General features: G+C 59.6%; 17 protein-coding genes and 1 riboswitch. Of the genes, 13 read left to right on the top strand and 4 right to left on the bottom strand.

What is annotated here, in order from left to right; all coding sequences use genetic code 11:
- Positions 1-83: 83 nt before the first annotated feature.
- From ACR0JG_RS00130 to ACR0JG_RS00140, 3 genes are all read right to left on the bottom strand, one after another.
- Positions 84-695, bottom strand: a complete 612-nt coding sequence (locus ACR0JG_RS00130) for a class I SAM-dependent methyltransferase (RefSeq protein WP_170420951.1) — start codon at positions 693-695, stop codon at positions 84-86.
- Complete coding sequence (locus tag ACR0JG_RS00135; protein WP_480567147.1) at positions 688-1,695, bottom strand: glycosyltransferase family 2 protein; 1,008 nt, start codon at positions 1,693-1,695, stop codon at positions 688-690. The genes ACR0JG_RS00130 and ACR0JG_RS00135 overlap by 8 nt, the downstream gene beginning before the upstream one ends.
- Before the next feature lie 114 nt (positions 1,696-1,809).
- Complete coding sequence (locus tag ACR0JG_RS00140) at positions 1,810-2,796, bottom strand: NAD(P)-dependent oxidoreductase (protein ID WP_480439222.1); 987 nt, start codon at positions 2,794-2,796, stop codon at positions 1,810-1,812.
- Positions 2,797-2,901: 105 nt separating this feature from the next.
- A riboswitch (cobalamin riboswitch) is annotated at positions 2,902-3,108 on the top strand.
- Between the two features lie 86 nt (positions 3,109-3,194).
- Between ACR0JG_RS00140 and ACR0JG_RS00145 the strand changes: the two genes are divergently transcribed.
- From ACR0JG_RS00145 to cobJ, 7 genes are read left to right on the top strand one after another with little or no spacing between them, the layout of a single operon-like run.
- Complete coding sequence (locus ACR0JG_RS00145; RefSeq protein WP_170391837.1) at positions 3,195-3,575, top strand: DUF1636 family protein; 381 nt, start codon at positions 3,195-3,197, stop codon at positions 3,573-3,575.
- Entirely contained in the window at positions 3,572-4,627 is a 1,056-nt protein-coding gene (gene cobW / locus ACR0JG_RS00150) for a cobalamin biosynthesis protein CobW (RefSeq protein WP_480567149.1), read from the top strand. The genes ACR0JG_RS00145 and cobW overlap by 4 nt, the downstream gene beginning before the upstream one ends.
- Before the next feature lie 5 nt (positions 4,628-4,632).
- Entirely contained in the window at positions 4,633-7,926 is a 3,294-nt protein-coding gene (gene cobN, locus ACR0JG_RS00155) for a cobaltochelatase subunit CobN (RefSeq protein WP_480567150.1), read from the top strand.
- On the top strand, positions 7,923-9,050 hold the full coding sequence (gene cobG, locus ACR0JG_RS00160) for a precorrin-3B synthase (protein ID WP_170594884.1): 1,128 nt from the start codon (positions 7,923-7,925) through the stop codon (positions 9,048-9,050). The genes cobN and cobG overlap by 4 nt, the downstream gene beginning before the upstream one ends.
- Positions 9,050-9,679 (top strand): precorrin-8X methylmutase, encoded by a 630-nt coding sequence (locus ACR0JG_RS00165; protein WP_170391845.1) that lies wholly within the window; start codon positions 9,050-9,052, stop codon positions 9,677-9,679. The genes cobG and ACR0JG_RS00165 overlap by 1 nt, the downstream gene beginning before the upstream one ends.
- A complete protein-coding gene (locus ACR0JG_RS00170; protein ID WP_170420941.1) occupies positions 9,676-10,404 on the top strand; it encodes a precorrin-2 C(20)-methyltransferase in 729 nt (242 codons plus the stop codon). Before ACR0JG_RS00165 ends, ACR0JG_RS00170 begins: the two co-directional genes overlap by 4 nt.
- Positions 10,401-11,159 (top strand): precorrin-3B C(17)-methyltransferase, encoded by a 759-nt coding sequence (cobJ, locus tag ACR0JG_RS00175; RefSeq protein ID WP_480567151.1) that lies wholly within the window; start codon positions 10,401-10,403, stop codon positions 11,157-11,159. The genes ACR0JG_RS00170 and cobJ overlap by 4 nt, the downstream gene beginning before the upstream one ends.
- Here cobJ and ACR0JG_RS00180 read toward each other — a convergent pair.
- Positions 11,156-11,887, bottom strand: coding sequence for a cobalt-precorrin-6A reductase (locus ACR0JG_RS00180; protein WP_170512165.1), 732 nt, complete (start codon positions 11,885-11,887; stop codon positions 11,156-11,158). The two genes, cobJ and ACR0JG_RS00180, sit on opposite strands and share 4 nt — an antisense overlap.
- Between ACR0JG_RS00180 and cbiE the strand changes: the two genes are divergently transcribed.
- Genes cbiE through cobF form a run of 6 tightly spaced genes read left to right on the top strand, consistent with a single transcriptional unit; the run spans position 11,886 to position 17,011 of the window.
- Positions 11,886-13,085 (top strand): precorrin-6y C5,15-methyltransferase (decarboxylating) subunit CbiE, encoded by a 1,200-nt coding sequence (cbiE, locus tag ACR0JG_RS00185; RefSeq protein ID WP_480567152.1) that lies wholly within the window; start codon positions 11,886-11,888, stop codon positions 13,083-13,085. The genes ACR0JG_RS00180 and cbiE overlap by 2 nt on opposite strands.
- On the top strand, positions 13,082-13,450 hold the full coding sequence (locus ACR0JG_RS00190) for a cobalamin biosynthesis protein (RefSeq protein ID WP_170391855.1): 369 nt from the start codon (positions 13,082-13,084) through the stop codon (positions 13,448-13,450). The genes cbiE and ACR0JG_RS00190 overlap by 4 nt, the downstream gene beginning before the upstream one ends.
- Positions 13,447-14,241: a precorrin-4 C(11)-methyltransferase gene (cobM, locus tag ACR0JG_RS00195; RefSeq protein ID WP_170391857.1), complete on the top strand. Its 795-nt coding sequence runs from the start codon at positions 13,447-13,449 to the stop codon at positions 14,239-14,241. The genes ACR0JG_RS00190 and cobM overlap by 4 nt, the downstream gene beginning before the upstream one ends.
- The gene (locus ACR0JG_RS00200; protein ID WP_480568976.1) at positions 14,228-15,550 is read left to right on the top strand and encodes a cobyrinic acid a,c-diamide synthase CobB; all 1,323 of its coding nucleotides are present in this window, start codon (positions 14,228-14,230) and stop codon (positions 15,548-15,550) included. The genes cobM and ACR0JG_RS00200 overlap by 14 nt, the downstream gene beginning before the upstream one ends.
- Positions 15,547-16,275 carry a uroporphyrinogen-III C-methyltransferase gene (gene cobA / locus ACR0JG_RS00205; RefSeq protein ID WP_480567153.1) on the top strand — a complete coding sequence of 243 codons (729 nt, stop codon included), beginning with the start codon at positions 15,547-15,549 and terminating at the stop codon, positions 16,273-16,275. Before ACR0JG_RS00200 ends, cobA begins: the two co-directional genes overlap by 4 nt.
- Entirely contained in the window at positions 16,268-17,011 is a 744-nt protein-coding gene (cobF, locus tag ACR0JG_RS00210; protein ID WP_480567154.1) for a precorrin-6A synthase (deacetylating), read from the top strand. Before cobA ends, cobF begins: the two co-directional genes overlap by 8 nt.
- Positions 17,012-17,017 lie beyond the last annotated feature (6 nt).

Below are 17,017 nucleotides of genomic sequence, written 5' to 3' on the forward strand. Positions count from 1 at the left end.
TTGCTTAACACTGTTGACGCTGGAAGACACTAGCCAGCCTGGGTTACGTCGCACGAATCTATAATCAGAAAAATGATCTCGGCTCAAAGTTTCTCGACGGCCACCTGCGCCCCCATGATGGCCTTGAGCCGCAGCCCCGCAGAATTTGCCCCGAGGAATTCGTGGAACGCACGCATCACGTCATCTTTCCACCAACCGCGCCTGTGATAATCGTCAAGCATGATTACGCCGCCTTCGATCATCTTGGGCAGCAAAGCATCCAGATCCGTTTTTACGCCCTCGTAGGAATGGTCGCCGTCCAAATAGGCAAACCCGATGCTCTGATCTTCAAACAGGCTTAGCGCCGGTCGCGAATAGTCGCGAATGATCGAAATTTGCCCCTTGGCGATCTCGGTGCTGTATTTACCCGTTACTGCCTCGTATATTCGATCCATATCCTTCTGCGTGCGCGCTCCGGCAAGCGAAGCACCGCCATCTGGGTCTTGCTGTACTTGCCAGGGATCGATGAGGCACAATTTCGAGGGCTGCAGCTCTTCCAGCAGAATCCGCGAAAATTCGCCCTTCCAAACGCCAATTTCAACGCTCAGCCGTCCATGCGGCATGGTCTTGAGCATTTCGCGCCGCAGGGAATCCTTCCGCTCGCGCTGCTCAGCTTGCTTCTTGCGGCGATCCTCAGCAGATACAGCTTCACCCATAGACGTCTTCTCCGGTTGAGGAATTTTGCAACGCTTCAACCAGATCAACCCAGTCCGGTCTGGCTCTCAATTCTTCGGCTTTCGACCTGTGCCACTCACATGCTTGGTGATGGAGGTCTGCCAATTGCGGATCTGCCATCATCTCAGCTTTGATGTCGTGCATAGCCGGCATATGTTCCAGAATTGAGCGATCCTCAACATCATTGTGGTTCATCATGAGCCAGTATTTGAGCCCTTGATCCTGCCCCACATGATTGGTGCGCCCACGGTCGCGCTTGACCAAAAAGCTATCAGTGCTGCGCACAGCATAATGATGAATGCGCGCGAATTCATGGCTGAAACCACGCCATGCTTTCCATTTCACTTGGTCTGCTGGGTAGAGGTTCCCGCCCGAATCCCGCCACAACACGCCTTCGTATGGCGCGTCAGGGTTCGGTGCATCTTCTGGATTGATCCTGGGACGATGGGCGCGAAAACGGCTGAATTTTCCGTTGTTGCGGAACAGCGTTTTGAACCCTTTGGTCCGGTGATGCGGATAGCCGTCTTCCGTGGCGGCCAGAAAGAAAGTCTCAGGTACAGGTCGATCAACGAAATCGTTCTGACCCGCGTTTCCGAACATGCGCCAGCAGATCGAGATCGCATCCGCCACGCCGCTGGCCTCAACGAGGCTTCTTATATCACTATTGGGCAAACGGATATTGATATACTCGTCCACATCCAAACTTAGAATCCAATCCGATGACAGATAGCTTGGGTGATTCCGCGCAAGCGAAAATGCACGAACCTGCGGCGCAGCGCGCGGACCCAGTCTGTTTCGTTGGTGGTGAGCCCAGCCAAGCACTTGCAACCGTTCGCCCATGGCATCGGTACCATCAGCGCAATCATTGGTATAAATCAGAATGTCATCAAAGCCGATTGCGTGGTTGTAGGCCACCCAATCGATCATGAAAGGCCCTTCGTTTTTCATCGTTGTTACGATGAGAAAGGTCTCATTCGTCATAAGTTGTTCTCTTGCCTGTGCCGGTGTCGGACTCCTGTCGACCTATTTAGAATAGCACCAGAATTTTGTCCAACCAGGTCGCCAGACAGCCGCAATGCTTGCCGATTAATCTATCTACCGATTCTGTGGGATCACCTCGTAACCCGGTTCTTCTGGCTCGTCGTCCAGCATCTCGGTTGGAAACCCTGGCGCCTGGATCTCCAGTCCGGTCGCGTCCTCTAGCCGCCTGATGATGTTCGGGGACAGTTCACGCTCACCATATCGCGCGATGCCATCTTCGAAAATCTTGATCATCAATGGGTTTATCTCAAGGGGAACTCCGGCACGGTCGGCGACCTCCTGAAACAGACCGATATCTTTTTTCACCAGGTCCATGGTGAAGGAAATATCGCGCGAGCCGTTCAGGATGACCTGACTTTCGGTCTCGTGCACGAAGGATGTGCCTGACGATATCTTGATCGCCTCATAGGTGGTTCCAAGGTCCATGCCGGCGGCCTTGGCTGTCACCAATGCCTCGGCGCAGGTGATCAGGTTGGCGGTCGCCAGATAATTGGTCAACACCTTCAGAACAGAGGCCGAGCCCAGATCGCCCGTGTGCAAAATGCGCCGCCCCATGGTGGTCAGGAATGGCAGGATACGTTCAAAAGTCTCGCGATCACAGCCTGCGAAGATCGAGATATTACCCGTCGCTGCCCGGTGACATCCGCCCGAAACCGGGCAATCCACCGCTGCGCCGCCTCGTTCGATGACCATTGCGCCAAGGCGTTTGACTTCGGCTTCGTCAGTGGTCGACATTTCCATCCAGATTTTGCCAGGGCCGACCTCTGGCAACATTTCCTGCATCACCGCATCCGAGGCCGCAGGAGAAGGCAAACAGGTTATAACAGCATCGCAATCGCGCATCAGTTGCGCCGGGCTTTTGGCGGCTTTGGCACCCTTGGCGACGAATTCGGTCACCAGATCCGGGTTCAGGTCATGAACCGTCAGATCGATACCGTTTCGTAGCAGCGATCCAGATAGCTTGCCCCCTACATTCCCCAGCCCGATAAACCCTACTTTCATGCGCGGTATCCTCCTGTTCGCATCTTGCTGCCATGCCAGCACGTCGTTGCAGAAGTATCATGCCGCCCAGCGACCCCGACAGGTCGCTTTTTATCCGCTTTTTCACGGATCGGCGCGACTCGCTTGACAAGCAACCCTGCCCTGCCGCATGTCCCTTTCGTTGGTGTCTGCGAGAGCAGATGAAAAGGGAATGCGTCAGCGGTTTTTGCCGTCAAACGCAGCCGCCCCCGCGACCGTGACCGGAGAGGGTGCCCAAAGCCACTGGCAGTATGGCCGGGAAGGCGGGACATCCGACAGAGGCCTCCTCTGACATCCGCAAGCCGGGAGACCTGCCAACGCCCGAAGATGAAACCGGACGGGGTGTTCCGGTGTGGGGCTGTGATCGGCCCGCATGAAACCCCGTCCCCCACGAAGAGGATTTTGGGGGGATGAGAGACATGACCGAGACCGCACCGGTCGAACTGCTGGTTTGCACTACCTGCCGTCGCGGGCTGCCTGTCGAGGATGACGCCCAGCGCCCCGGCACGTTGCTGCACAAGGCGCTTGAACAGGCGGGCCTGCCCGAAGGCATTACCTTGAAAGCTGTGGAATGCCTGTCGAATTGCGATGAAGGCTGCTCGATCGTGCTACGCGGAGGACCGGATCGCTGGACTTTCGTGTATGAGCATCTGAACGAGATCGACCATGTCGAAACCATCGTCGAAGGCGCAGCCAAATACCTCGCCACCGAGGACGGTTTGGTCAAATGGCGCGAACGTCCCGAACATTTCCGCAAAAACTGTGCGGCCCGCATTCCCCCGATTGGAGCCCTGAAATGAGCAATCTCGAGAAACTCCCCGTCACTGTGATCACCGGCTTTTTGGGCTCGGGCAAAACCACACTGGTGCGCCATCTGATGCAGAACCCGCAGGGCAAGCGTCTGGCGGTGGTCGTCAACGAATTCGGCGATGTCGGCGTCGATGGCGATATCCTGAAGTCCTGCGCCATTCCTGATTGCCCCGCGGAAAACATCATGGAACTGGCCAATGGTTGCATCTGCTGCACCGTGGCCGATGATTTCATCCCGACCATTGAAGCCCTGATGGCACTAGAGCCGCGCCCCGATCACATCCTGATCGAAACCTCCGGTCTTGCCCTGCCTAAACCGTTGTTGAAGGCGTTCGACTGGCCCGATATCCGCTCGAAAATAACCGTCGATGGCGTGATTGCTCTGGCCGACGCCGAGGCCGTGGCCGCTGGTCGGTTCGCTCCGAATGTCGAGGCGGTGGATGCGCAACGCATGGCAGATGACTCGATTGATCATGAAACTCCCTTGTCCGAGGTGTTCGAGGATCAGATTTCCTGCGCCGACATCATTCTGCTGACCAAGCCTGATCTGGCTGGCCCGGAAGGCGTTGCGAAAGCGAAAGAGATCATCGCCGCCGAAGCGCCCCGCCCCCTGCCCGTAGTCGAAGTGGCTGAGGGTGCCGTGGACGTCCGCGTCGTGCTGGGTCTAGAAGCCGCGGCCGAGGATGACATGGACGCGCGTCCCAGCCATCACGACGGCCATCACGATCACGAGCATGACGATTTCGAAAGCATCATCGTTGAACTGCCCGAGCAAACCGATCCGATTGATCTGGTCGCCAAGATTGAACGATTGGCCAACGAGTTGAATATCCTGCGCGTCAAAGGCTATGCCGCCGTTCAGGGCAAGCCCATGCGCCTACTGGTTCAGGCCGTCGGTGCGCGCGTGCGTCACCAATATGACCGCCCATGGGAGCCCCGCGAAGACCGTCGCTCGCGCCTTGTGGTCATTGCCGAGCATGACGATATCAAAGAGGCCGAGATCCGGGATATCCTCGTGGGTGTAACCGAGGCTGCCGAGTAAGACTTATGCACGTCGTCTTCCGCGAAAGCCATGGGCTCGAACAAACCGAGACCCCGACCGATCTGGGTCAGAGCCCGGCGGACCTGGTGGTGCTGTCCTTTTCCGACAGTGACCTTGGCGCTTTCGCGGCGGGATGGCATCGTGGAGGTGGGCCTGAAAGACGCATGCCAACGATGCGGCTGGCCAATCTGACGGCGCTGAAGCATCCCCTCTCAGTCGACACATATGTCGAGCAGACACTGGAGGGCGCAAAGGGCATTCTGATCCGTCTGATCGGTGGAGTGCCCTATTGGGCCTACGGCTTGCAGCAGGTTCTGGCGCTGGCGCAGGCCAAAGGGATTGCACTGGCCGTGCTGCCCGCAGACGGTCGCGAGGATACGCGGCTGGATGATTACTCTACCCTGCCTGTCTCGACCCTGCGGCGGCTGGCGCATCTGTGCGAAACCGGCGGAGAGGTCGCAGCGCAGGCCGCACTGGCGCAGATGGCACTGGCTGCGGGGTTGTATGCAGGTCCGGTCATGGGCGCGAAGACCATCCCCGAATGCGGCGCCTGGTGCCCAGATCGCGGTGTGATCCCGGCAGAAAACGCTCTGTCAGGTGATACGAAACGTATCATCGTGACCTTTTATCGCGCATACCTGACCTCGGCAGATACCGCCCCAATTGCGGCGTTGATCCGCAGCTTGCGGGCGCGGGGTTTTGAGGCCGTCGGCCTGTTTGCCCCGTCGCTCAAAGCACCAAATGCCGCCGATTGGCTGCGCGAGACTATTGTGGCGCTGAAGCCTTCGGCGATCGTCAACGCCACCTCATTCTCAGGCAAGGGCGCATCAGGCACCTCACCTCTCGATGTGGCAGAGGTGCCGGTCTTTCAGGTGGCGCTGGCCACCTCACGCCGCAAAGCGTGGGCCGAAGCGGAACGTGGCCTTTCACCAGCTGATCTTGCCATGCATGTGGTCCTTCCGGAAGTGGACGGGCGGATCAACGCGGGCATCGTATCCTTCAAAGAGCCGGGCAAACGCGATCCACATCTCGAATATTCCCGTTTTGCTCATCGGGCTGAACCGGAACGGATCGAAGCCATCATCAACCGCATCTCCGGCTGGCTGAACCTTCACGACAAACCCAAAGCGGAGCAGGTTCCGGCGCTGGTGCTATCGACCTATCCCGGCAAAGACTGGCAGATGGCCCATGCGGTGGGTCTGGATGCGCTGGCCTCGGCCGAGGCAATGTTGCTCGATCTGCAAGGCGAAGGGTATGACACCGCACCTGCCGAGCCGATTGCTGAAACTCTTCTTGATACCCGGATTTCATGGCCGCTAGAGGATTATCAGGCGGCGCTGGCGGCGCTGCCGGAAACACTCCGCGCCGATCTCAATAAGGTTTGGGGCACTCCCGAAGACGACCCTGCTTTCACAAACGGCGCGTTCCATTTCACGGCACTGCGTCGTGGAAAAGCGCTGATCGCGCTGCAGCCCGAGCGCGGTACACCCGAACTGCGCGATGACGACTATCACGATCTGTCGCGCACACCGCGCCACGCCTACGTCGCCTTTTACTTATGGCTGCGCAAAGGATTGGTCGCGGATACGCTGATCCATATCGGCGCGCATGGCACGCTGGAATGGTTGCCGGGAAAATCAGTCGCCTTGTGCAACGAGTGTTGGCCCGAGGCGTTAATCGGCGATTTGCCGGTGATCTATCCCTTCATCGTCAACGACCCCGGCGAGGCCGCGCAGGCCAAGCGTCGGATCGGGGCGGTCACGTTGGGCCATATCCCACCCCCGATGAAGGAAAGCGGCACACCGGATCGCATGGTACGGCTGGAATCGCTGTTGGACGAGTTCTCGAACGCGGACGGGCTAGACCCCAAACGCCGTGATCGCCTGCAGGAAGATATCCGGGACGAGGCGCAGGCCATCGGGCTAGAAAGCGATCTTGGCCTCGATCAGGCCACCTGTACCGCCGAGGCGATCACGCGCATTGACCGATTTGTCTGCGACATCAAGGAAAGCCAGTTCGGTGATGGGCTGCATATCTTTGGGCGCGTCCCCGATGAGACGGGCAATTTCGACGCTGCCCCCTCAGCCCAAGCTGAACGCTCTGCCCTGATTGACGCTTTAGCGGGCAAATGGATCGAGGCCGGGCCGTCCGGATCCCCCTATCGCGGGCGTACGGATGTTTTGCCGACCGGGCGGAATCTATATACGACCGACCCACGCTCGGTTCCCACGCGCGCGGCCTACACACAAGGCGTCAAGCTCGCCGAAGAGCTGGTTCGGCGGCATCTGCAGGAAGAAGGCGACTACCCCAAGGGCTTGATCGTCGATCTATGGGGTTCGGCCACTATGCGCACAGCGGGCGAGGAATTCGCCATGGCGCTACACCTGCTGGGAGTGAAGCCGGTTTGGGATAAAGGGTCTGAGCGGGTCTCGGGCATCGAAGTGTTGCCGATCACCGATCTCAGCCGCCCGCGTCTGGACGTAACACTGCGCGTCTCTGGCCTGTTCCGGGACGTGTTCCCGACGCTTTCAGCGCTTTACGGTCAGGCTGTCCGCGCATTGACCAAACGAGATGAAGCACCCGACTGGAATCCTTACGCCGGTCAGGAGCCTGCGGCGCGGGTCTATGGGCCAGCCCCCGGCAGCTATGGTCTGAACATGACTCATCTGTCCGAAACCTATACGGATGAGGCACGCGTGCAAGCGGGTGAGGCTTGGCTTGATGCCAGTTCCTTCGCTTTGGAAGGTGAACACATCGCGCAGGATAAGGACGGTATCTCGCAACGCGTCGCCAACGCCGACAGCTTTGTGCACCTACAGGACCTGACCGAGACGGACTTGCTGCTGGCCAATGATTATGCAACGCACGAGGCCGGATTTGCCGCCGCCAAGAAAATCACCGGCGGTACTGCGCAGCTTTATCATCTGGACAATACCAACCCGGACAACCCGCGCGCCCGCACCCTGCCCGAGGAAATCAGCCGCGTCGTCTATGCCCGCGCCGCCAACCCGGGCTGGATTGCCGGAATGCAGCGGCACGGGTTCCGGGGCGCCGCTGAAATCGCGGCGACGCTGGATCATATGGCATCTTTCGCGCATCTGTCCGGCACAGTCGCACCGCATCTGTTCGATCTGTACCACGACGCCACGCTGGGCAATGAAGAGGTCGACGCCTTCCTGCAACAGGCAAACCCGCAAGCACATCAGGCCATGCAGGATCGGTTCCGGGCACTGCTGGAGGCAGGGCTATGGCATACCCGCCGGAACTCGATCCGCGCCGACCTGGAGGGGTTGGGATGAGTGCGCCCATCGTGCAGGGCTGGTGCCCCGGTGCCCATCGCCCGATGATGTCCGGTGATGGGCTGGTCGTGCGTGTGCGCCCTCGGCTGGCGCGCCTGGATGCCCAACAGGCGATAGGGCTGTGCGAATTGGCGGAACGGTTCGGCAATGGCACGATCGACCTTACCAACCGCGCCAACCTTCAGCTGCGTGGAGTAAAGGAAACCGACCATCAATCCTTGTTGGCCGCGCTTTCCTCGCTGAACCTGCTGGACGCCGAACCCGGAATCGAAATTCGCCGCAACATTCTGGTCTCGCCACTCTATGAAGCCGGTGATCTGACCGCTCGGCTGACCCAGGAATTGATCCAGCGTCTGGCCGAGCTTCCGGATTTACCTGCCAAGTTCGGCTTTGCCATCGACACAGGTTCCGAGCGTTTATTGGCCGATGACTCGGCGGATATCCGGCTTGAACTCGGTTCGGGCAGCCTGATCCTGCGCGCGGACGGGGCCGAAACCGGGCGAGTGGTGTCGGAAGCTCAAGCCATCGACCAAGTGATCGCGTTGGCGAAGTGGTTTGCGCAAACCCACACAACCGAGACCCGCCGCATGGCGCGGACCGTTGCCACATATGGTTTGCCCAACGAGTGGCAAGGCAGCGCGCCCGGCCCCATTGGCGTGCCTCTTCAACCGGGAGCCTGCGTGCAGGGGACACTCTATGGCGCTGCATTTGGGCAGCTACCGGCGCGGCAACTCCATTTGCTGATCGAAAACAGCAACGCCACTGCCCTGCGGGTCACACCATGGCGGCTGTTCCTGTTGGAAGGCGGGGCGGCGATACCCGCCCTTGACTTTGTCACAGATGGCACCGACCCGCTGAGAACAACCGACGCCTGCCCCGGCGCGCCATACTGCCCGCAGGCGCAGGTCGAAACCCGCGGTGTGGCGCGCGCCCTGGCCGCGCGCGTTGCAGGCAGCCTGCATGTATCGGGCTGCGCCAAGGGATGCGCCCGAATGGGTCCGGCCGATGTCACTTTGGTTGGCAATTCCGGACGATTTGACCTTGTCAAACAAGGCCGTGCGGGGGATGAGCCCTGCCAACGCGGCCTGACCGAAGAAACACTCATGACCATGGACTTCACCTGATGCCCTATGAATACGAAACCGACGGCGCGGCGATCTACAAGCAGAGCTTTGCCACCATCCGATCCGAGGCTGATCTGGCCCGGTTCGATGCCGATGAAGAACAGGTCGCCGTTCGGATGATCCACGCCGCAGGGATGGTCGGGCTGGAAGAGTTCGTCCATTTCTCGGACGGTTTTGTCTCGGCAGCGCGTTCCGCGCTGGAAAATGGCGCGCCGATCCTGTGTGATGCCCGCATGGTCAGCGAAGGCGTCACCCGCTTTCGCCTGCCCGCTGATAACGAAGTGATCTGCACCCTGCATGACGAGCGCGTGCGCCCTCTGGCTGCCGAAATGAGCAACACGCGCTCTGCCGCCGCGCTAGAGCTGTGGCGTCCGCATCTGGAAGGAGCACTGGTCGCGATCGGTAACGCCCCTACCGCGCTTTTCCACCTGCTGAACATGTTGGAAGATCCCGACTGCCCACGCCCCGCTGCCATTATCGGCTGCCCGGTGGGCTTCGTCGGAGCGGTCGAGTCCAAGGATGCCTTGTGGGAAGCGCAGCCCGTACCCTCCTGCATCGTCAAAGGCCGTTTGGGAGGCAGTGCGATCACAGTTGCTGCCATCAATGCTATCGCGAGCCGCACGGAATGAGCGGGGGTAAAATATACGGCGTGGGCCTCGGCCCCGGCGATCCGGACCTGATGAGTGTCCGTGCGGACCGCCTGCTGCGCAATGCCCGCCATGTGGCGTTTTTTCGCAAACCTGGCCGCACAGGTCAGGCCCGCAAGATCGTCAATGGAATGATCCCCGGCGATGCCATCGAGTTTCCAATGGAGTACCCGGTAACCACCGAAATCCCGGTGACGGATCCAAGGTATAATGAACTCCTTTCGGTGTTTTACGAAGACTGTGCCGCACATCTGAAGTCGCTTACCGAAAATGGTGAGGATGTAGTGGTCCTGTGCGAAGGCGATCCGTTCTTCTATGGATCATTTATGCACCTTTACAATCGACTACGAGACATATCTGAAGTCGAAGTCGTACCTGCCATAACCGGGATGTCCGGCGCTTGGACCGCGACCGGTGACCCGATAACTTGGGGCGACGATGTCCTCACGGTTCTTGTTGGAACCTTGCCCGAGGATACGCTGACTGAACGCATGACCCAGACCGACGCGCTGGTTGTCATGAAGATCGGGCGGAACTTCGACAAGGTAAAGCGCGCGCTGAGACAGGCCGGGCTTTATGATCGCGCGTGGATCGTCGAATACGCTCAGATGCCGAACCAACGGGTCTGCAAACTGTCTGACAATTGCGAAGGGATCACGCCCTATTTCTCAATCATTCTGGTTCATGGACAGGGACGCCGACCATGAGCGGTTGGGTCAAGATCGCTGGCATTGGGCCTGGAAACGAAGCACTGGTCACTCCCGAAGTCACTGCCGCGCTTGCAGAAGCGACAGACGTGGTTGGCTACATCCCTTATGTTGCTCGGGTGGCCGAGCGTGAGGGGTTGACCCTGCACGCCAGCGATAACCGGGTCGAGATCGACCGCTCTCAGCACGCTTTGCAAATGGCAGCCGACGGTAAACGCGTCGTTGTGGTTTCATCTGGCGATCCCGGCGTGTTTGCGATGGCCGCAGCGGTGTTTGAAGCGCTTGAAAACGGGCCGAATGACTGGCGCGACATACAGATCGAAGTGTTGCCAGGGATCACTGCGATGCTGGCGGCTTCGGCCCGTGCCGGGGCACCGTTAGGGCATGATTTCTGCGCCATCAACCTGAGCGACAACCTGAAGCCATGGCCACTGATCGAAAAGCGCCTGCGACTTGCCGCGCAGGGCGATTTCGCCATGGCGTTCTATAACCCTCGCTCGAAGTCTCGACCGGAAGGGTTTGAAAAAACGCTGGAAATCCTGCGGGAAGAATGTGAGCCGGAACGCCTGATCCTGTTTGCACGCGCTGTATCCCGCGAGGATGAGGCTTTGCGGATTTCAACTCTGGAAGAAGCCACGGCAGATATGGCGGACATGCAGACCGTCGTCATCGTCGGCTCGTCCCTGACCCGCATAGTCGAGCGCAACAGCGCCCCGATCGTCTACACCCCGAGATTCACGCTGGCCAAGGATTAAGTATGCGCCAGCCAGTCCAAGACCTGCGTGGCATTTGCCAACTCGGTCCGCTTCGGCAGGGTCGGACGGTCTATCATCAGAACCGGCAAGCCCAGCGCCCTGGCGGCATCGAGTTTGGCCCGCGCGCCGGTGCCACCCGCATTCTTGGATACAATCAATTGCGTATGGTGACGTTCCATCAAGGCCCGGTCCTCTTCAACAGAAAACGGGCCCCGCGAAACGATCACATCGCTTTTCGGAAGCGGCAATGCGTCCGGATCGTCTACAAGCCGCAAAAGATAGTGATGCTGAGGTTGGGCTGCGAAGTCATGAAGATGCATGCGGCCAACTGCCAGGAAGACGCGGCGGGCTGGACCGGCCAGAGCTTCAACCGCACCTTCAATATCCGGTACGTGCTGCCAGTTGTCCCCGTCTTGCGCTACCCAAGCAGGTCGCGTCAAAGCGGCCAAGGGCGTTGCGCCCCCCGCACAGGCTTCCACCGCATTTCGGCTCATCTGCGCCGCAAAGGGATGAGTCGCATCGACAACATGGCTGACGCCGTGCTCGTGAATGTACCGCGCCAGTCCCGCTGCACCGCCAAACCCGCCCACGCGCATCGGCACGGGTTGCGAGCGCGGGTTATCGACACGTCCAGCGTAGGAATATGTAGCGGGAATGCCTTGATCGGCAACCGATTTTGCCAGAGCATTCGCCTCGGTCGTGCCACCAAGAATCAGGAGGTTGGGCATGTCTGAAACTCCGTGGCTGACTGTATTGGGTTTGGGCGAAGATGGACTGGATGGCCTGTCCCCTGCAAGCCGTCAAGTGCTGGACCGCGCTGAGATTGTCATGGGCCCGACACGCCACCTGTCGTTGATACCAGACAGCGCGGCGGAACGGATTGAATGGCCGGTCCCATTTGCCGATGGCCTGCCAATTCTGACCGGATTGCGCGGTCAGCAAACCGTTGTGCTGGCCTCGGGTGATCCGTTTTGGTTCGGGGCCGGGTCCGTTATCGCGCGTAATTTCGATGCGAACGAATGGATTGCCCTACCCGGCCAGTCGACCTTTTCGCTTGCTGCTGCGCGGCTTGGTTGGCCGCTTGAAAACACGTTGACCTTCGGGCTACATGCCGCGCCTCTTACGCGCCTTCGCCCTCACTTGGCACCCGGCCTGCGCGCGATTCTCTTGCTGCGCGACGGCAAAGCCGTAGCTGAGCTTGCGACCTATCTGGGCGAAACCGATTTTGCCGATTGCACTCTGCACGTCATGGAAGCGCTCGGTGGCCCCCGTGAACGCGCGCGCAGCGTGTCGCTGACCGAGGCGTTGCTTGGAACATTCGAACATCCGGTTTGTGTCGGTCTTGATGTCGCGGGTACTGGGCGTGCCTTTCCCAAAGCCTCGGGAAAGCCCGATGACATCTTTGAAACCGACGGCCAGATCACCAAGCGCCCCATTCGCGCGCTAACCCTGTCGGCGCTTGCTCCTCAGCGGGGTGAGCATCTGTGGGATATTGGCGGCGGCACCGGTTCGATCAGCATCGAATGGCTGATGTGCGATCCGACGCTAACTGCAACGACTATCGAGCCGCGTGCTGATCGGGCCGAACGCATTCGCCGCAATGCCAATACGTTAGGGCAGGATCGGTTGTGCGTTGTGCACGGTTCTGCACCAGAGTCGTTGGCTGATCTTGACCGACCCGATGTGGTGTTCATCGGTGGCGGTCTGAGTTCGGATCTGCTGAACTGGCTACACGCTAATCTTCAGGCCGGCACGCGGCTGATCGCCAACGCGGTGACATTGGAAAGCGAAGCGTTACTAGCTGAATGGCACGACAAGCTGGGCGGAGACCTGCTGCGTATCGAACTTGCGCAGGCAGCTGCGCTTGGTCCGCGGCGAGGATGGAAATCTGCATATCCCGTGGTGCAGTGGAGCCTCACGTTATGATCGTCGCGGGGTTAGGTTTCTCATCCTCTGCTACGCTGGCCAGTCTTCGTGCCGCTTTCGAGCTTGCCTCGACAGGAAAAACTGTCGATGCCCTTGCGACTGTTGCGGACAAGGACGGACACACCGCACTTGCCGCGCTTGCAGAAGCAACTGAGCTGCCGGTACATTTCATTCCGGCAAATGATCTTGCCGAACAACGCACACTTACTTGCTCAACCCGCAGTCGCGCCACATATGGCACCGGCAGCGTGGCCGAAGCATCCGCTCTTGCTGCCGCCGGACATGGCGCGCGGCTGATTTCACCCAGACAAATCTCGGACGACCGGCTTGCAACCTGCGCCGTCGCCATCGGAGGACAGACATGACCGTTCATTTCATCGGCGCCGGACCGGGCGCCGCCGACCTGCTAACCCTGCGCGGGCGCGATATCATCGGCTCCTGCCCGGTGTGCCTCTATGCGGGTTCATTGGTACCCGAGGAGATTCTGGGCCACTGCCCCGAAGGCGCGAAGATCGTAAACACCGCACCCATGGATCTGGATCAGATCATGGCCGAAATCGAAGCAGCGCATAAAGCTGGACAGGACGTGGCGCGGCTGCATTCCGGGGACCTCTCGGTCTGGTCGGCGATGGGTGAGCAAATCAGACGTCTGAAAGAGATGGGTGTCCCGGTCAGCGTCACGCCCGGTGTACCCTCGTTTGCGGCTGCGGCTGCAGCGCTCGGGACCGAGCTGACATTGCCCGGTCTGGCGCAATCAGTGGTCTTGACCCGCACGCCCGGGCGTGCGTCTTCGATGCCGGAAGGCGAGACACTGAAAAACTTCGCTAAAACAGGTGCGACTTTGGCTATCCACCTTTCGATCGGAAATCTGGACAACGTCATCGCCGACCTGACACCTGCCTATGGGGCAGACTGCCCGGTCGCCGTGGTCTACCGCGCTAGTTGGCCAGATGAGAAGATCATCCGCGCAACGCTTGCCACGTTGAAGGAGGCGCTGGACAACAGCATCTCGCGCACCGCACTGATCATGGTTGGTCCGGCGCTTGCAGGTGAAGGGTTTGACGAAAGCTGTCTGTATTCCAAGACATATGACCGCCGCTATCGCCCTCAAAGCGCCGACAGTCCGTGGTCGAGCTGGAGCCATGGTGATGACTAACCCCCCCGGAATACTGATTTCCGCTCCGTCGTCGGGTACAGGCAAGACCACTGTCATGCTGGGATTGCTCCGGGCTTTGGCCGAGGACGGCTTGACCGTACAACCGTTCAAAAGCGGACCGGACTACATCGACCCGGCTTTTCACCGGGCTGCGGCAGGCCGTGCCTCGTTCAATCTGGATAGCTGGGCGATGGGGGAGCCGCTGCTAAGCGCGATCTCTGAGCAGGCGACGGGCGCGGATATTGTGGTGGCCGAAGGCTCAATGGGTCTGTTTGATGGTGTCGCCAATCCCGGAGAGCTGGGGCATGGGTCAAGCGCTGAAACGGCGCTGCGCATGGGATGGCCGGTCGTTCTGGTCCTGGATGTCGGAGGACAGGCGCAATCGGCGGCGGCGACCGCGCTTGGCTTTCGGATGTATAACCCCGATCTACCTTTTGCCGGGGTGATCCTGAACCGCTGTGCCAGCCCAAGACATGAGCGGCTGACGCGGCTGGGCATGGAACGGGCTGGATTGCCGGTTCTGGGCGTTCTTCCGCGCCGAGGTGATCTGACCCTGCCCGAAAGACATCTAGGCCTGATCCAGGCGGTTGAGCATCCGGATCTGGAAACGGCAATCGCCGGATATGCCGCATTCCTGCGTGAACATGTCGATTTGGTTGCGATCAAACGGGCGGCCTCCTCAGGCCCTGCTGGGCCATCGTCAGCCGCGCTGCCGCGACCCCCGGCGCAGCGGATCGCACTGGCCCGTGATGCAGCGTTTTCATTTACCTACCCGCATCTGCTGGAAGGGTGGCGCAGCGCCGGTGCAGAAATACTGCCCTTTTCGCCACTGGCAAACGAAGCGCCAGCTGCAGACGCTGAACTGGTCTGGCTACCAGGGGGCTATCCCGAGCTTCACGCAGGAATATTGGCGGCAGCAGATACTTTCTTGTCGGGGCTGCGCAAACACGCGGAAACGCGGCCCGTGCATGGTGAATGCGGGGGGTACATGGCATTGGGGGAAGTTCTGGTCGACAAGGAAGGCGCGCCACATCAGATGGCGGGGTTGTTGGGTCTGCAAACCTCATACCAAAAGCGCAAATTCAACCTTGGCTATCGTAGGGCTGAACTTTTGGCGTCGATGCCTGGCTTTGCCAAGGGTACCGCCTTGCGCGGACATGAGTTCCACTATTCCTCGATCATCGAACAACCTGACGCTCCTCTTGCGCGAGTCTTCGATGCCGAGGGGGCCGAAGGCCCTCAGACAGGATCGCGACGTGGCAATGTCACCGGCACATTTTTCCATCTTATTGCAGAGGCCTCGGCATGACCGGTTTTGTCTCTTTCATTGGCTCCGGTCCGGGTGATCCGGAGCTACTAACGCTCAAGGCCGTGGACCGGATGCAGAAGGCCGATGCAGTGCTGTTTGATGATCTCAGCAGCGGCCCGATCCTGACCCATGCGCGTAACGATGCTGATCTGGTTGGTGTTGGCAAACGCGCCGGTCGCCCTTCGCCCAAGCAGGATCACGTCAGCCGATTGTTGGTGGAGTATGCGCAGACCGGTCAGCAGGTGGTACGCCTGAAATCCGGTGATGGAGGATTGTTCGGTCGACTGGAGGAAGAACTGGTCGCGTTGCAGGCAGCCGGCATCAAGTACGAGATTATTCCCGGCATCCCCTCTGCCGTCGCGGCGGCAGCTGCAGCTGGTATTCCTCTGACCCGACGCCTGACTGCACGTCGTGTTCAATTCGTCACCGGGCATGACGTAAGTGGCAAATTGCCGACCGATCTGAACCTTTCAGCCCTGGCTGATGCTAGCGCGACGACGGTCGTATTTATGGGCAAGCGCACTTTTCCCTTGCTGGTCGAAGCCCTGAGCGCGCATGGCTTGCCTTTGGAGACGCCTGCATTGATGGCCGAATCTGTTTCAACTCCCGAGCAATCCTTGCATCGCTCCACAATCGGAGACCTGTCCGACAAGCTGCGATCCGAGGTTGGAACCGCCCCGGCCCTGATCCTGTATGGCCCGCTGGCAGAGTTCGAAGATGTTTGAACTGATTCTGATCGGAATCGGCACGGGTAATCCCGACCACCTGACCTTTCAGGGGGCGAAGGCGATCAGATCAGCGGATCTGATCCTGATTCCGCGAAAAGGAGAGAATAAAGCCGATCTGGCCGGTTTGCGCGAAGACATCATCTCGCAGGTCACCGACAAACCTGCACGGATCGCCTATTTCGACGTTCCCAAACGCCGGGCAGATGACGGTTATCTCCGAGGCGTCGACGAATGGCACGACGCAATTGCCCTGCGCTGGCATGAGGCGATTTCAGCCTACCCGAACGCGCAGAAGGTGGCGTTGCTGATCTGGGGTGATCCGTCGCTGTATGACAGTTCGCTAAGAATTGCAGCACGGCTGGACCCGCAACCGCAAGTCCAGGTTATGCCGGGAATCACAGCGTTACAGGCGTTGACTGCAGCCCATGCGATCCCGATCAATGATCTGGGCGCGCCCTATGTCGTGACCACAGGCCGTCGCATCCGCGATGATGGATGGCCTGAAACGGCGTCGAAAGTGGCCGTAATGCTGGATGGCGAATGCTCGTTCCAGAGCCTGAAGATGACCGATTATGACATCTGGTGGGGGGCATATGTGGGCATGAAAGAAGAGATTCTGATCAAAGGCCCATTGGCGGATGTGGCGCAAGACATTCTGGATACCCGCACGCAGGCCCGCTCTGATCACGGCTGGATCATGGATATCTATCTGCTGAAGAAACGAGCGGCCTGAGGCGCG

The sequence above is a fragment of the Ruegeria sp. AD5 genome (assembly GCF_056542345.1).

Coding starts and splice junctions, on each gene's coding strand:
- ACR0JG_RS00190 (WP_170391855.1), top strand. CDS start 13,082: ATGATCGTCGCGGGGTTAGGTTTCTCATCCTCTGCTACGCTGGCCAGT.
- ACR0JG_RS00145 (WP_170391837.1), top strand. CDS start 3,195: ATGACCGAGACCGCACCGGTCGAACTGCTGGTTTGCACTACCTGCCGT.
- cobN (WP_480567150.1), top strand. CDS start 4,633: ATGCACGTCGTCTTCCGCGAAAGCCATGGGCTCGAACAAACCGAGACC.
- cobM (WP_170391857.1), top strand. CDS start 13,447: ATGACCGTTCATTTCATCGGCGCCGGACCGGGCGCCGCCGACCTGCTA.
- cobJ (WP_480567151.1), top strand. CDS start 10,401: ATGAGCGGTTGGGTCAAGATCGCTGGCATTGGGCCTGGAAACGAAGCA.
- ACR0JG_RS00165 (WP_170391845.1), top strand. CDS start 9,050: ATGCCCTATGAATACGAAACCGACGGCGCGGCGATCTACAAGCAGAGC.
- ACR0JG_RS00180 (WP_170512165.1), bottom strand. CDS start 11,887: ATGCCCAACCTCCTGATTCTTGGTGGCACGACCGAGGCGAATGCTCTG.
- cobF (WP_480567154.1), top strand. CDS start 16,268: ATGTTTGAACTGATTCTGATCGGAATCGGCACGGGTAATCCCGACCAC.
- cbiE (WP_480567152.1), top strand. CDS start 11,886: ATGTCTGAAACTCCGTGGCTGACTGTATTGGGTTTGGGCGAAGATGGA.
- ACR0JG_RS00170 (WP_170420941.1), top strand. CDS start 9,676: ATGAGCGGGGGTAAAATATACGGCGTGGGCCTCGGCCCCGGCGATCCG.
- ACR0JG_RS00200 (WP_480568976.1), top strand. CDS start 14,228: ATGGTGATGACTAACCCCCCCGGAATACTGATTTCCGCTCCGTCGTCG.
- ACR0JG_RS00130 (WP_170420951.1), bottom strand. CDS start 695: ATGGGTGAAGCTGTATCTGCTGAGGATCGCCGCAAGAAGCAAGCTGAG.
- ACR0JG_RS00135 (WP_480567147.1), bottom strand. CDS start 1,695: ATGACGAATGAGACCTTTCTCATCGTAACAACGATGAAAAACGAAGGG.
- cobG (WP_170594884.1), top strand. CDS start 7,923: ATGAGTGCGCCCATCGTGCAGGGCTGGTGCCCCGGTGCCCATCGCCCG.
- cobW (WP_480567149.1), top strand. CDS start 3,572: ATGAGCAATCTCGAGAAACTCCCCGTCACTGTGATCACCGGCTTTTTG.
- cobA (WP_480567153.1), top strand. CDS start 15,547: ATGACCGGTTTTGTCTCTTTCATTGGCTCCGGTCCGGGTGATCCGGAG.